Raw genomic sequence first — 14,717 nt, 5'->3', positions numbered from 1 at the left:
TTCGGCTTTTGTGCCCTAATGAAGTTATTTTTTAGTAGCATAGCCATAGCTACGGTAATCAAAAATGGCAAAATTAGGGTGCAAAATGTGAAATTTGCAGGTAAAAGAAAAAGTTTAAATGACTTCATTAAATCAATCTTCTTTACCCGCTTTGAACAAGAAATCTTTTTCGGCCTTTGAAAGACTTTCATAGCCAGACTTACTTATTTTATCCAAAATAGAATCTATTTTTCGTTGGTGACTTTGCCTGTCATATTCAGCTTTGCTGGGTTGGGTAACTTTTTTCTTTCGATGTACCGTTCGCAAGGGTGCTTTCTTTTCTTTTTTCTTGAATAGGTTCGAAAGACCATCGATAAATTTCGTAAATCCCTCGCCGATATCCCTGCCATTGAGTAATTGGCGTGCGTACACATACCCCAAGGCCGCCCCTCCCAAATGCGCCAAATGCCCCCCGGCATTGCCCATGGGCATTTGAATCAAATCGATCAAGACCACAAAAACGCCGACCTGCCAAAGTTTGACATTTAAAAAGATGATACGCACTTCTTGGTTGGGAATATAGGTACATACGAATATAAGAATAGCGGTGACACCTGCGGAGGCCCCTATAAGCGCCGTGTTGTTTCCCAAGAGACCGGGTAATACATTATAGCTCAAAAGAAAAAGCAATCCCCCGAAAATAACCCCTAAAAAGTATACCGTGATAAAACGTTTTGGACCAAAAAGGTTTAAGAAAATCCGTCCTGAGAAGTAGAGCAACAACATGTTCCAAAAAATATGGCCCAATCCTCCATGAAAAAAGGAATAGGTAACCAATGACCAAGGCTGCCCTAGAAAATCGAAAAAGTCTTTGGGCAGATGAAACCATTCATCGATAGTACTTTTTGAAATGCCCAGAAGAAAAGGTACCAAAGCGTTGATGATAAAGACAACCACATTGATGGCGATCAATTTTTCGGCGACACTTAATCTCGCGAATTGATATTTAAGATTTCCACTGGTCATTTGTCCCATCTTCGGTTGCTAAAACTATTGCTTTTCCAATACCACATGGTGAGAAAACCGATTACCGCACCACCGACATGCGCCATATACGCCGTGTTGCTGGGACTGAAAAACGATTGCCCTGTAATGGCAGAAATAACATCCAGTAAAATAATTCCGGGAATAAAATATTTCGCTTTTATAGGAATTGGCAAAAATATCAACATCAGTTTCGCCTCCGGATTCATCATACCAAATGCGGCCAGCACCCCCATAATACACCCTGAAGCTCCGACCATCGAAGCGTTATAAATGGGGAATATTTCCCGCAAATTCGAAATTTGGGTAGTATCCAAATCCCCAATGGTTTCATTTGTTGCCAACATTTGTAAAATTTGGTTATTATTCAATCCTGAATCGATCAACTCGGAAAAGGCAGGAGAAAATTAAAATAATAGTATCCCAACTGAAATAACATCGCCCCTAATCCTGCAGAAAAATATAGGAACAAAAAACGATTCTTTCCCAAGCTCTGCTCCACGGGCGATCCGAACATCCAAAGGGCGAACATATTGAAACCGATATGCATCAAGCCACCGTGCATGAACATATGTGTTACGATCTGCCATATCTGAAAACTATCGTTTTTAGGAAAATGCAGTGCAAACCACTCGTACATCTGATCGCCATAAAGCGAAGTCGCAACGAAAAAGAGCACATTGATGATGAGCAGGTGTTTTATTGCCTCTGTGAGTCTTGCCATCTAAATAAATTTTTTGTCGATATCATTTTCGGTAATGGTAATATATACCGGTTTGTTGAACGGACTCACCTGTGATTCCTTACAAGCGAACAAGTCGTTGACCAGGGCCAATTGCGATTCACTGTCCAATACTTCGCCCGTCTTTACCGACAGGGTTTTCGCCAAAGTCTTTGAAATAATATCGGTTTGGGAAAAATTTTGTCCACTGACCTGCATCTGATAATCACTGATCAATTGATCTAGAACCATACCCACCTCACTCTCTGTCACCAAAACCGGAACACCGGTCACTTCTACCAAATCTTCGTTTATGCTACCGAAAACAAAGCCCATAGTAATGAGGCTATCCTTAATATCGTTCAGCAAAGTTACGTCAGACTTGGAGAATGAGAGCGCTAAAGGAAATAACAATTGTTGACTTACGGTATGTTTCACGGTGCCGTTGCGCAAAAATTTTTTCATAAAGCACCCTTTGGTGAGCTCGACTCTGATCGATAACGACCATTCCGGATTTTATAGTAGTAACGATATACTTTCTACGAAGCTGAAACGTAGTCGCGACCGACTCCATGCTATCCTGTTGGCCCTCGAAAATCGATCCGGTAATGGAGTCCGATTCGACGCGGATACTTCCAAAGGCCTCATCGGTATCCATAGTTTCGAGCCCGATATACATACTTTCCCAGCTTCTTCCGCGCTCCTTTTTATAGGTCGCACTGGTCACAGAACGTCTTTCTTCCTTGAATGGATTAAATCCAGAATCGACCGTAACACCGGGTAGCACGGCATTCTTATCTTTGTAGGCGTACGGTGTTTCAAGATTCTGGTCTTGTTCAAAATCAAGGGATGGAACCACATTGAATTGACCGAGACTATGCTTTATGGTAGACCGTAAAATAGCATATAAAGTATGTTCATCGTCGAACTTGACCTCTGTTTTGGTCGGATGGATATTGATATCGATCGTACCTGGATCAACCTCCAAATAAAGAAAATAACCTGGATAGCTATCGGGGCGTATCAAGCCTTCGAAGGCCGCAAGAACAGCATGGTGCAGATACGGACTTTTGATAAATCGATTGTTGACAAAGAAAAACTGCTCTCCCCTGCTCTTTTTTGCAAATTCCGGTTTTGAGATATAGCCCGAGATTTTGACTACTTGGGTCTCTTCTTGCACCGGAACCAATTTAGGATTGGTCTTCGAGCCAAAAACATGTACGATACGCTGTCTGTGATTGGCTTGGGGCAAATTAAAAAGTTCGCTTCCATTATTATAAAAATGAAATGCAATGTTAGGATGCGCCAAAGCAACGCGATGGAACTCATCGACAATATGCCGAAGCTCGACCTGGTTCGATTTTAAAAAATTACGTCTCGCAGGAATGTTAAAAAAAAGATTTTTAACCGCTATGGATGTTCCCTTCGGTGTTACCGTGACCTCTTGGAAAACAATGGAACTTCCTTCGATTTTCAAATGTGTTCCGACCTCGGTATTTTCGGTCTTGGTCTGCATCTCTACATGCGCGATCGCCGCAATGGAAGCCAAGGCCTCTCCCCTAAAACCTTTGGTGTCCAACTTAAATAGGTCTTCCGCTTGACGGATTTTCGAAGTGGCATGTCGCTCAAAACTAAGGCGGGCGTCGGTTTCGCTCATTCCTATACCGTTATCGACCACATGGATTAGATTCTTGCCTCCGTCCTTTACAATCAGTTTTATCGTGTTGGCACCAGCATCTATGGCATTTTCGAGAAGTTCTTTTACCACCGAAGCAGGTCGTTGCACTACCTCACCGGCCGCAATCTGATTGGCAACGTGATCCGGCAAAAGTTTGATAATATCCGCCATTATTTAGAGAAGAAGATAGATAGATCGAAATCTAGGACATAGAGTACGATGAGAATTAATACGGCCAATATGATAAGCATTCGAATTTTTAGATTACGGTCTCCCTCACGACGCATATCGGACATCGCATTGCCGAATTTACCTTTTAACCCGCGCGGTGCGTCTACCGTAGTTCTGAATTCATCGAACTTATGTTCCAGTTTATAGGGATTGCCCTTGCCTTTATCATCAAAGTAACGAGGCGTATAGTTATACTTCTTATTTCCGCGGAGTCTTGTAAATTTTGATAACATTCCCATTGATTCAAAGTTACTCAAAATCAAAAAATATGCCGTATTCGGAAAGCCAAAATTTGTTAACACGTTTCTTTGAGGTACGAAATATGAGGTTAGAAACTGGAAGTGCGAAATACGATTTACAATTTATAATGCGCGGCGAGAAGTCGGACTTAGAATTTATTTTCCAAGCACGGCCATTTTGATAGCGGCAATAGCCGCCTCGGTGCCCTTATTACCATGTTTACCGCCACTTCGTTCTTGGGCTTGCTGAAGTGTATTGTCGGTAAGTACGCAGAAAATCACAGGAATATCAAGCTGCACATTAAGGTCCTTTATCCCTTGGGCCGCGGCGCTGCAAACAAAGTCAAAATGTTTGGTCCTCCCTAATTACGCTACCGATGGCAATTACCGCATCGACCTTTTGCTCGGCAATCATTTTTTTACACCCGAAGGTGAGCTCAAAACTTCCGGGCACGTTCCAACGGATTATGTTTTTCTCTTGTGCGCTACAATCGAGAAGTGCTTCTTTAGCACCCGTAAATAATCCTTCGGTAATTTCATGGTTCCATTCAGAAACAACGATCCCAAATCGAAGTTGCTTCGCATTTGGGATCGTAGTCTTATCGTAAACCGATAAATTTTTATTTGCGGTGGCCATTATTTTCCACTTTTGGCCATGCCTATAAAAGCATCTATTGTTCTTGCCTCGTCCGAAGTGGAGAATTCATCTTTTATGCGCTGAAAATATTGTAGTGCCTTGTCATGCTGATTCAACTCCATTGCCGTAACACCGGCTTTGTATAAAAATTTGGGAGTCGTAAATTCATTGGTGCTCATGGCAAGTGCCTTCTCATAATATCCCAAAGCATCTTGCGGTTGTCCCAATTGCATGAAGGCATCGCCTAGTCCGCCTTTTGCCAACGGTCCTAAAATATCATCTTCGGAAGAAAAGTCTTCCAAGTAATCAATGGCTTCTTGATACTTGTTCATGTTCAAATAAGCCATTCCTGCGGAGTAATTGGCAAGGTTCGAAGCTTTTGTGCCAGGATATTCATCGATAATGTCCAAAAATCCATATTTCCCCTCGGCACCCTCAAGGGCCAGCGTGAATAGTGAATCTTTTGCAACAGCATTGTTCATTGCCTGCTCAAAATATTGTTGTGGATATAACAATTCGTTCGTCGCTTCGGCATCCTTTGGTTTCTGCACAAATTGATTGTAGGCCAAATATCCCAAAACCCCAACGGCAATGATTCCGATAACACCCAAAATATAATTTTGATTCTTGGCGACCCATGCCTCAGTTTTCGAAGCACTCTGGTCCAAGGTGCTGAATACCTCAGCTGTTGTACTCCCATGCTCATCGAATTGTTGCTCTTCAGCTTTATTTTTGGGTTTAAAGCCTCTCTTTTTATATGTAGCCATTGCTATTTTTATTGGTCGCGCAAAAATAAAGTTTTTATTGAAATCGCGAGGGGTATTTATTCGTTATTTTTGGATAATTTGCAGCCCACCCGATTATGGCTAAACATAATACTACCCCTCTTTGGAATGTTTTTAAACCGACTCTCCCTTATTAATTACAAAAATTTTAGTTCCAGTTCATTCGATTTTGATGATAAAATCAACTGTTTCGTAGGACCTAACGGTGTTGGCAAAACCAACATCTTAGACGCCATTTATCATCTTTCTTTTGGAAAAAGTTATTTTAACCCCATCGCGACACAGAATATAAAACATGATGAGGATTTCTTTGTAATCGATGGGGAGTTCGTTAAAAACAAACGTGAGGAAAAGGTGGTGTGTAGCCTGAAACGAGGCATGCAAAAAATAATCAAACGAAACGGGAAAGCCTATGACCGACTTTCTGATCATATCGGACTCCTGCCCTTGGTCATCATTTCTCCGGCGGACCGGGATCTTATCATCGAAGGTAGTGATACCCGTCGAAAATTTATCGATGGGGTCATTTCCCAATCCGATAAAGAGTATTTACAGACGCTCATAAAATATAATAAGGTCGTATCGCAACGCAATGCATTGTTGAAATACTTTGGCGCCAACCATACTTTTGATTCCGCCACCCTAACGGTCTACAATGAGCAATTGAACCATTTAGGAACTACGATTTACGAAAAGCGCACCGCCTTCATGAAGCCGTTTATCTCCATTTTCAAGGAACAATATGCCATTATTTCAGGGGGTAACGAAGAGGTCACCTTGTCATACGAAAGTAAGCTTGCCACAGATACATTATTGAACCTATTAGAAAGCAATCTTGAAAAAGACAGGGCCGTACAGTATACCAGTGTAGGAATCCATAAAGACGATTTAAGTTTTGAGATTTCAGGACACCCCATCAAAAAATTCGGAAGTCAAGGGCAGCAGAAATCCTTTTTGATCGCCTTGAAACTTGCACAATTCCATTTTATCAAAGAACTGGCCAAAACCACTCCGATTTTGCTATTGGACGATATTTTTGATAAGTTGGATGAAAACCGCGTCAGCCATATTATAACCTTGGTCGACAATGAGAACTTTGGACAAATTTTTATAAGCGACACCCACGCCGAGCGCACCGAAAATGTGGTAAAAAAAATTCACCAGTCTTATAAAATTTTTAAATTGGAGTGAGGTTGGAAGAAGGAAGAAGGAAGAAGGAAGAAGGAAGAAGGAAGAAGGAAGAAGGAAGAAGGAAGAAGGAAGTTGGTAAAAAAAGTAGATTGGTTGAGTGGAGAAGGAATTGATTACATTCTTTATTATATTTTTTTAATGAGACACACCTACTGATTGCTGTCCACTGATTACTTATTTACTTATTAAAATTATTAAAAGTTGAATATCTATCGTACAGTAGCACTTTTTTTCATTCTTTCAGGATGTTCCAATTCCCCTACCGCTGAAGACCTTGGTCATTTAAACGGTTATTGGGAAATCAAGGAAGTCGTGTTCCCGGATGGAAAAAGAAGGACTATACGGTGAATACTAGTATTGATTTTATAAAATTAGAGGATAAAAAAGGATTTCGTAAAAAGGTACAACCCAAATTGAATGGTACCTTTGACACCTCCAATGACGCCCAACCTTTTGTAATCTCGGAAAAAGAGGGTACATTTCTATTACAATATAAAAATGGGGCGAATACTTGGTCGGAAGTGCTTCTCAAGGTTTCCGAAAATAGTTTTTCGCTCCAAAACGAAGAAGGACTTATTTACGAATACGGGCGATTCATTCCTATTAACATTCCAAAGTAATGGCGAAACGAAAAAGTACGGGTATTCCCCTGGGTGATGCGCTTCAAGAATTCATCAAAGTCAACAAGCTTGAAAAGGGAATTGACAAGGTCAACGTACGCGATGCCTGGGCTAATCTTATGGGCAATGGAGTGAACAATTATACCACGACCGTTGAACTTCGGGGCGAAACCCTTTTTGTATCGCTTTCTTCCTCTGTACTACGCGAAGAACTAAGCCATGGAAAGACTAAAATCATCAATATGCTCAATGAAGAGCTAGGGAAGGAATTGGTAAAGAAGTTGGTGTTGAGATAGGTCGATGGTCGATGGTCGATGGTTGATGGTTGATGTTTAGAATAAAAATTGTTGATTCAACACTCAATAGGAAAACCCGATAAATATCATTTACCGGGTTTTTAAATTTTAATATCTTTCTATCTGAAATTTAATAAACCTCCCTGCCCGAAAAGTGAAAAGCACCTTCGATGGCAGCATTTTCATCACTGTCGGATCCATGTACCGCATTCTCGCCGATATCTTTGGCGAATAACTTGCGAATGGTGCCTTCTGCAGCTTCGGCAGGGTTTGTGGCACCAATCAAGGCACGAAAATCTTCTACCGCGTTTTCTTTTTCAAGAATAGCTGATACGATTGGGCCTCGGGTCATAAACTGTACCAATTCACCAAAAAACGGACGTTCTTTGTGAATGGAGTAGAATTCCTGTGCATCCCTCCTACTGAGCTGCGTATATTTTAGGGCCACGATCTTAAAACCGGCCGAAGTTATTTTTTCAAGTATAGCACCGATGTGGCCATTCTCGACCGCATCAGGTTTAATCATGGTAAATGTTCTGTTCGTTCTTGTTGACATGCGTAAAATTTTGTGCAAAAATACGGTTTATTCCAAAACCCACAATCATTAATAGGACTGTTCTATGGTTTGAAGCAATGTGCCATTATTACCTATCATTTTGAATTGGACCTTTCTTCTTTCTATATCAAACTCTAACACCCCAAAACTCTCCGTAAAAACAACTTCCCCCACCCGAAACGGATTAGGTTCTCCCGAAAAATCGCGATAGGCATGGGTCAGCCCACTACTGGTAAAATCGATAAGGGGATAATCAAGTCCGGAAATACTTTTCTTTGAAAACTCGGAAATATGGCGGTCTCCCGACAATACGATTATCCCTTTTGCCCGGGAATCTGAAATCAATTTTTCCAATTTCTCCACCTCATGCGGAAAATTGCCCCAAGTTTCAAATCCGTGTTCGTTCGATAGCACCTGTATACTACTTACGATAATATTGAAATCGGCCTTTGACCGGTTCAATTCTTTTTCAAACCATTTCCATTGCTCGGCGCCCAAAACAGTTCCCTTTCCATAAGAGTTGGGTTTGGTACGCTTTTTTGTCTCGGTATCAGGGGTCAGTGCGGTTCTGAAATAGCGCGTATCCAGCACTAACACTTTTATATGGCCGGCTTCGGTTTTATAATCATGTGAGTTATAGACACCTTCTTGACTTCGTCTTGGGCTGTTTTTCGGTACTTTCAAGAAATCCAAAAATTCTTGTTGGCTTTCTTTTTTTGCCGAGAATTCCACTCCCCCATCGTTCAATCCATAGTCATGATCGTCCCAAGTGCCGATAATCGGAACTTCTTCCTTTAAGCTAGCATAGCCTGCTACTTGATTTTGTTGTTGATACATAGCCCGTAGCTTTTCCATATCATCGGTATCGGCGTAAATATTGTCTCCTCCCCAAATCCATATATCGGGGTCAACGGCCCAAATATCGTCCCACAAAAGATTCTCTTTATCGGTCTTGTTACACGACCCGAAGGCGATGGTAAAATCACTCGATTCCGTCTGCAGAATTTCTTTTTTCGATAGGGTTCCCGCAGATTTACAAGAAACCGCAAAAATTAAAAGGGCCAGAAAACTATAGAAGTACCTCATCGTCTATTTTTTCGTTGAGCACAAAAATAGGACTTTACACATACTCCCGCCAATTGGAAATCTGGGGATTTTGGGAAATTTGTTTTTTTCTTTCCCAAGACAAAATTTTCAAGCATAGCCCAAGCTACGGTTTAAAATTTTAACGCCGGGAAAGGGAAAAAGAAAGGCACAAAAACTCGGATTTCTAATTGGTAGGAGTATTTTTTTAAATTGTATCTTTGCCCGCATGAATTTTGAGGATATACAGACCGTAAAGCAATTGCTTTCGGTGCCACAAAAAATTGTAATCGTTCCCCATAAAAACCCGGATGGGGATGCCATCGGGTCTACCCTTGCACTATGGCACTACCTCAACAATACGGGGCAAGAGGCGACCATCATAGCCCCCAACGATTATCCTAAGTTTCTGAAATGGATGCCCGGTAACGAGCATATCTTGAATTTTGAACGGGAGAATTCGCAGGCGCGCGAAAAAATAGATGCTGCAACCCTTATTTTTACCCTTGACTTTAATCACTTGGGACGCATTGGACAAATGGAATCCTTTTTGGAAAAATCAACCGCTACCTTTATCATGATAGATCACCATCAGTCCCCAGCTGATTATGCATTGATCACCTACTCTGACGTGACCATGAGTTCAACTTGTGAAATGGTGTACAATTTCATAGCGTCTTTAGGGGATACGGATAAAATAACACCCGAAATTGCCGATTGCCTCTATACAGGTATTATGACCGATACCGGCTCCTTTAAATTCGCATCTACCACCAGCAGGACACATATTGTCGTAGCCGACCTAATCGAAAAAGGAGCAAGGAACACGACCATTCATCATCAAATTTACGATACCAATTCTCCAAATCGTTTACATCTTTTAGGCTGCGCCCTTAAAAATATGGTCATTCTAGAAAACTATAGAACGGCCTACATCACCTTAAGTCAGGAAGAATTGGACGCGTATGGATATCAAAAAGGAGATACCGAAGGCTTCGTAAACTATGGATTGACTTTGGAAGGCATTATATTTGCCGTGATTTTTATAGAAAATAAAGAGGAAGGCATAATCAAAATATCGTTTCGGTCGGTGGGAGAATTTTCGGTTAATGAATTTGCAAGAGCCCATTTTGATGGCGGAGGACATGACAATGCAGCGGGCGGTAGAAGTGAACTTTCATTGCCTGAAACCGCGACCCGTTTTGAATCCCTTCTAAATTCATACAAAAATCAATTAAAGTCATGAGGCCATTCGCTATTTTAATTTTCACGGCAATTTTTATGATAGGTTGCGGCGGTCCGGAACCTAGAAGACCGGTCAAAGTAAAATCAAGCACGTATTTTGGAGGAGATATCGAACGAAACAAAAAACTTTTGGAGGCCGAAGAAGAAATGATTCAAGAATATATCGCCAACGATTCGTTGCACTTGTACGAACAAAGTGCGAGCGGATCATGGTACTACTACCAGAAGAAAAACGAAAACTCCGATTATACGGCGCGACCCGATGATTTGGTGACGATGACCTATAATATTATGGGTTTCGACAACGATACCATATACTCGCACGACGAGATAGGCGTTATAAAATATAAGGTCGACAAACAAGAACTATTTCCAGGACTGCGCAACAGTGTCAAACTTCTGAAGGAAAATGAAACGGCTACCTTTTTATATCCTTCGTCATTGGCCTTTGGCTATCAGGGGGATAACGACCGCGTAGGTGTAAATATACCGGTACGATCGACGATTACCCTATTCAAAATTGAAGAACCTCAAGATACTATTCAAAATTAAACTCTACTAATAATGAAGAAAGCGTATTTATTAATTATCACATTGACCATGGTTTTTTCGGCCTGCAAATCAAGTCAACATCCCGATTTGGGTGACGGACTTTTTGCGGATATCGAGACCAATAAAGGAGATATCATCTTGCGCTTAGAGCATGATAAAACGCCCGTAACCGTTGCCAATTTCGTTTCTTTGGCCGAAGGTACTAGCCCTTTCGTATCGGATAGCTTAAAAGGAAAAAAGTATTTCGACGGCCTCATTTTCCATAGGGTAATGAAAGATTTTATGATACAAGGTGGAGATCCCCTTGGAAGGGGCATGGGAGGGCCTGGCTATAAATTCAAGGACGAGATACATGATTCGCTCCGTCATAATAAGCCCGGAATTATTTCAATGGCAAACCCTGGACCGCCAAACACAAATGGAAGCCAATTCTTCATTCTCCACGGGGAAGCCCCTTGGCTCGATGGCAAGCATACCGTATTCGGTGAAGTCGTCGAAGGTCTTGATGTAGTAGACTCCATAGCGAACGTGACGGTTTCAAAAGATCAAATGACGTTAAATCGCCCCTTGGACGATATCGTTATGAAGACGGTTGAAATTATACGCAATGGTAAAGCGGCCAAAAAATTCGATGCACCTCAAGTAATGAGCGATTACTTCGCGGAGGAGCAGGCCCTGCTTGCCGAGAAAGAAAGAATGTCGGCAGAAGTTGTAGCTGAATTAAATGCACAAAGAGAAAAAGCGGAAGAACTGCCGTCGGGCCTAAAAGTGCTTCGAATTAAGGAAGGTACGGGTGAAAAACCTAAGGTCGGGCAGCGAGTGAACGTAATCTATGCCGGTTACTTGGCCGATGGTACGTTATTCGACAGTAATGATGAAGAAATCGCTAAAAAATATGGCAGGTTCACTGAACAAGATAAACTAAATGGAAGTTACGAAGCCACGCCTATGGAATATTCACCCGAATCACGATTGGTTGCTGGTTTTAGGGAAGCATTGTTAAGCATGAAAGTGGGCGACAAATTACGTGTGTTCTTACCCCCTCATTTGGGATGGGGAGCACAAGGTGCCGGACCTATTCCGCCGAATTCAGAAACTATCTTTGATCTTGAGATTACGGGTATAGCGCAGTAGTACAATACATAGAAAATCAATAAATGCCTTGGCAAACAAAAAGCCAAGGCATTTATTTCTTGGGAATATCCTCAAGAATCACCAGAACAAACTTCCAGAATTTCTGTACCGAGGAGATTCTCACACGCTCATCGGGTGAATGGGCTCCTTTTATGGTCGGTCCGAAACTGATCATATCCATGTCACGATAGTTTTGCCCCAATATTCCGCATTCGAGTCCGGCATGGCACGCGACTACTTTGGGTTTCTCACTGAACAGCTGTTGATATTTAGACTTCAAAACTTCAAGAATTTCCGAATCCGGATTGGGATTCCAACCAGGATAATTACCTCCAAATACAACTTCGAATCCGGCTAGTTCAAAAGCGGACTTCAAGGTATTTGCCAAATCGATTTTTGCCGAATCGACGGAAGAACGGGTCAGACATCCCACTTTAATCTTCCCATCCTTGACAAAAACACGGGCTATATTGTTCGAAGTTTCTACCAAATCAGGAATCGATGCACTCATGGCATACACTCCGTTATGGGCCGCGTAGACCGCTTTGATGAATTTCTCTTGAGACCCCAGACCCATAATTTTATTAGGAAGAGAGCCTTTCTCACATCGAATGGCAAGGCCAGGCTCCATAATTTCAAGTTCATTCTTAATTGTGGCTGCGAGCTTTGCAAATGAATTTTCAAACTCATCAGCCTGTGATTTAGCTACTGCGATATGGGCAACGCTTTCTCGGGGAATGGCATTGCGAAGACCTCCTCCATCGATTTCGGCAATTCGCACCGCAAACTCGGATGAGGCACAAAACAATACGCGATTCATAATCTTATTGGCGTTGCCCAAGCCTTTATGAATTTCAATGCCACTATGACCGCCTTTTAGCCCGTCTACCGTTATCTTATATCCTATTAACGAACTCGGTATATCTTTTTCATTGTATTCGCGTTCCGCGTTTACATCGATACCTCCCGCACAGCCGATATCGATTTCATCATCCTCTTCCGTATCTAGGTTCAAAAGTATTTCGCCTTTTAAAACATCACCTTTTAATCCCATCGCCCCGGTCATGCCTGTTTCTTCATCGATTGTGAACAAGGCTTCCAAATCAGGGTGGGGTATATCCGTACTTTCCAACAGAGCCATAATCGTAGCGACCCCGATACCGTTGTCGGCACCAAGTGTTGTCCCATTTGCCTTGACCCAATCCCCATCGATGTACATTTCGATGCCTTGGGTATCAAAATCAAAAACGGTATCGGCATTCTTTTGGTGTACCATATCAAGATGCGATTGTAGTACGACACTTTTTCGGTCCTTCATACCTTCAGTAGCCGGTTTTCGAATGATTACATTGCCTACTTCATCGGTAAAGGTCTCGAGCTCCAGTGATTTTCCAAAATCCATCATAAACGCTATCACACGTTCTTCTTTCTTAGAGGGTCGAGGAACTGCATTCAAATCTGAAAAATTCTTCCAAAGTGATTTGGGCTCTAAGTCGTGTATCGTTTTGTTCATAGCGAATTTGTTATTGACCAAAAATACGGTTAGAAAATAACATTGCGACATATAGCCGTCGTTTTGATTATTTTTGAGCCCATGACGTCAAAACTGAAATTGGGCATTGCGATTTCCTTGATTCCCCAGATTATTCTGGTAAAATGGTTGGCCCATTATCCACAGCTTGTCGAGACCTACTATAGCAAAGGTATTTATCCCGTGATTTCGAGGTTTTTCCGGTTGTTGTTCGGGTGGATTCCATTTTCATTCGGGGATGTTCTTTATTTTCTTTTGGGAGTGATCGCCATTCGATATGTATTTGTAAACAGAAAAAGAATCCGTGCATATCCTTTGAAATTCTTGTTAAATATCGCAGTGGTGCTGTCGGTGGCCTATTTTACATTCCATTTGATGTGGGGCATGAATTATTATCGCCTTCCTATAGCCGAAAAGTTCGACCTGCCGAAAACCCATACCAAAGAACAATTGACCTCCTTTATCGAGAAGTTGACAACAAAAACAAATCAAGTCCACTTGAGTATTACATCGGACAGTACAAAAGCTGTTGAACTTCCCTTTACCAAGAGAGAAATCTTTGAAAAAACAATCCATAGTTACAATGATCTAGGAAACAAAATTCCATTTTTAAAATACCGATCCCCAAGCCTTAAAAAATCAATTTTCAGCTTGGCCCTTACATATATGGGGTATGGGGGATATTTAAATCCGTTTACCAACGAGGCACAAGTGAACGGTAAATTGCCTGCATATCGGTTTCCCGTGGTGGCAGGCCATGAGGTCGGACATCAATTGGGCTATTCCGCAGAAAACGAAACGAATTTTATTGGGTACCTGGCTACGGTGAACAATGAGGATGTGTATTTTAAATATGCGGCCTATTCCTATGCGTTGGCCTATGCCTTGGGAGAATTACAACGGGTCGATATGCCCTTGTTCAATACAGAGTATGCGAAACTAAATGAAGGCGTTCGTAAAAATTATAAAGAGATGAACGATTTCTGGCTATCCTATGAAAATCCCATGGAACCTGTTTTTAAATCTGTCTTCAACACCTTTCTAAAAGCCAATAATCAAAGCGAAGGTATTCTGAGCTATAATTCGGTAGTCTCACTTTTGGTTAACTATTATGAAAAGCATCCATTATAATAATAGTGTTTATACTCCTACCACTTAGAAATCCGGGAATTTTGGGGATTTTATTTTTTTCTTT

At 41.6% G+C, this 14,717-nt stretch carries 13 protein-coding genes and 3 pseudogenes; 7 read left to right on the top strand and 9 right to left on the bottom strand.

All coding sequences use genetic code 11. The annotated features are described in order from the left end of the window. Positions 1 to 132: 132 nt before the first annotated feature. The 6 genes and pseudogenes from N8A86_RS17315 to N8A86_RS17290 all read right to left on the bottom strand — a co-directional run bounded on the left by N8A86_RS17315 (position 133) and on the right by N8A86_RS17290 (position 5,296). On the bottom strand, positions 133 to 1,005 hold the full coding sequence (locus N8A86_RS17315; protein WP_273566514.1) for a rhomboid family protein: 873 nt from the start codon (positions 1,003 to 1,005) through the stop codon (positions 133 to 135). After that, positions 1,002 to 1,747 (bottom strand): annotated as a pseudogene (locus N8A86_RS22080) (rhomboid family intramembrane serine protease). The gene N8A86_RS17315 and the pseudogene N8A86_RS22080 overlap by 4 nt, the downstream one beginning before the upstream one ends. After that, a pseudogene (gene mutL / locus N8A86_RS17305) lies at positions 1,748 to 3,593 on the bottom strand (DNA mismatch repair endonuclease MutL). Further along, the gene (locus tag N8A86_RS17300) at positions 3,593 to 3,886 is read right to left on the bottom strand and encodes a riboflavin synthase subunit beta (RefSeq protein WP_337251650.1); all 294 of its coding nucleotides are present in this window, start codon (positions 3,884 to 3,886) and stop codon (positions 3,593 to 3,595) included. The pseudogene mutL and the gene N8A86_RS17300 overlap by 1 nt, the downstream one beginning before the upstream one ends. Positions 3,887 to 4,048: 162 nt before the next feature. Next, a pseudogene (gene ribH, locus N8A86_RS17295) lies at positions 4,049 to 4,529 on the bottom strand (6,7-dimethyl-8-ribityllumazine synthase). After that, complete coding sequence (locus tag N8A86_RS17290) at positions 4,529 to 5,296, bottom strand: tetratricopeptide repeat protein (RefSeq protein WP_273566512.1); 768 nt, start codon at positions 5,294 to 5,296, stop codon at positions 4,529 to 4,531. Before N8A86_RS17290 ends, ribH begins: the two are co-directional and overlap by 1 nt. Before the next feature lie 126 nt (positions 5,297 to 5,422). On the opposite strand from N8A86_RS17290, the gene recF reads away from it, so the two are divergent. From recF to N8A86_RS17275, 3 genes are all read left to right on the top strand, one after another. Then, positions 5,423 to 6,505, top strand: a complete 1,083-nt coding sequence (gene recF / locus N8A86_RS17285) for a DNA replication/repair protein RecF (RefSeq protein WP_273566511.1) — start codon at positions 5,423 to 5,425, stop codon at positions 6,503 to 6,505. 293 nt (positions 6,506 to 6,798) lie between these two features. Then, entirely contained in the window at positions 6,799 to 7,125 is a 327-nt protein-coding gene (locus N8A86_RS17280; RefSeq protein ID WP_273566510.1) for a hypothetical protein, read from the top strand. Next, positions 7,125 to 7,421 (top strand): DciA family protein, encoded by a 297-nt coding sequence (locus tag N8A86_RS17275; RefSeq protein ID WP_273566509.1) that lies wholly within the window; start codon positions 7,125 to 7,127, stop codon positions 7,419 to 7,421. The genes N8A86_RS17280 and N8A86_RS17275 overlap by 1 nt, the downstream gene beginning before the upstream one ends. Positions 7,422 to 7,551: 130 nt before the next feature. Here the strand turns inward: N8A86_RS17275 and N8A86_RS17270 are convergent, their stop codons facing one another. Both N8A86_RS17270 and N8A86_RS17265 read right to left on the bottom strand, forming a co-directional pair. Beyond that, positions 7,552 to 7,977 carry a nucleoside-diphosphate kinase gene (locus tag N8A86_RS17270; protein ID WP_273566508.1) on the bottom strand — a complete coding sequence of 142 codons (426 nt, stop codon included), beginning with the start codon at positions 7,975 to 7,977 and terminating at the stop codon, positions 7,552 to 7,554. Between the two features lie 48 nt (positions 7,978 to 8,025). Beyond that, the gene (locus N8A86_RS17265; protein ID WP_273566507.1) at positions 8,026 to 9,063 is read right to left on the bottom strand and encodes an alkaline phosphatase D family protein; all 1,038 of its coding nucleotides are present in this window, start codon (positions 9,061 to 9,063) and stop codon (positions 8,026 to 8,028) included. Positions 9,064 to 9,289: 226 nt separating this feature from the next. On the opposite strand from N8A86_RS17265, the gene N8A86_RS17260 reads away from it, so the two are divergent. The 3 genes from N8A86_RS17260 to N8A86_RS17250 are packed head-to-tail and all read left to right on the top strand — an operon-like array spanning position 9,290 to position 11,991. Further along, positions 9,290 to 10,306, top strand: a complete 1,017-nt coding sequence (locus tag N8A86_RS17260) for a DHH family phosphoesterase (protein WP_273566506.1) — start codon at positions 9,290 to 9,292, stop codon at positions 10,304 to 10,306. Next, on the top strand, positions 10,303 to 10,857 hold the full coding sequence (gene gldI, locus N8A86_RS17255) for a gliding motility-associated peptidyl-prolyl isomerase GldI (protein ID WP_273566505.1): 555 nt from the start codon (positions 10,303 to 10,305) through the stop codon (positions 10,855 to 10,857). Before N8A86_RS17260 ends, gldI begins: the two co-directional genes overlap by 4 nt. A 12-nt stretch (positions 10,858 to 10,869) precedes the next feature. Continuing rightward, positions 10,870 to 11,991: a peptidylprolyl isomerase gene (locus N8A86_RS17250; protein ID WP_273566504.1), complete on the top strand. Its 1,122-nt coding sequence runs from the start codon at positions 10,870 to 10,872 to the stop codon at positions 11,989 to 11,991. A gap of 52 nt (positions 11,992 to 12,043) precedes the next feature. On the opposite strand, the gene N8A86_RS17245 is transcribed toward N8A86_RS17250, so the two are convergent. Beyond that, positions 12,044 to 13,504, bottom strand: coding sequence for an aminoacyl-histidine dipeptidase (locus N8A86_RS17245; RefSeq protein ID WP_273566503.1), 1,461 nt, complete (start codon positions 13,502 to 13,504; stop codon positions 12,044 to 12,046). A gap of 42 nt (positions 13,505 to 13,546) precedes the next feature. On the opposite strand from N8A86_RS17245, the gene N8A86_RS17240 reads away from it, so the two are divergent. After that, on the top strand, positions 13,547 to 14,653 hold the full coding sequence (locus tag N8A86_RS17240; protein ID WP_337251649.1) for a DUF3810 domain-containing protein: 1,107 nt from the start codon (positions 13,547 to 13,549) through the stop codon (positions 14,651 to 14,653). Positions 14,654 to 14,717: the final 64 nt, after the last annotated feature.

Origin of the sequence: Maribacter halichondriae, assembly GCF_027474825.1 — a bacterium.
Classification (GTDB): domain Bacteria; phylum Bacteroidota; class Bacteroidia; order Flavobacteriales; family Flavobacteriaceae; genus Meishania; species Meishania halichondriae.
This window is presented reverse-complemented; position numbering and strand designations above follow the sequence as displayed.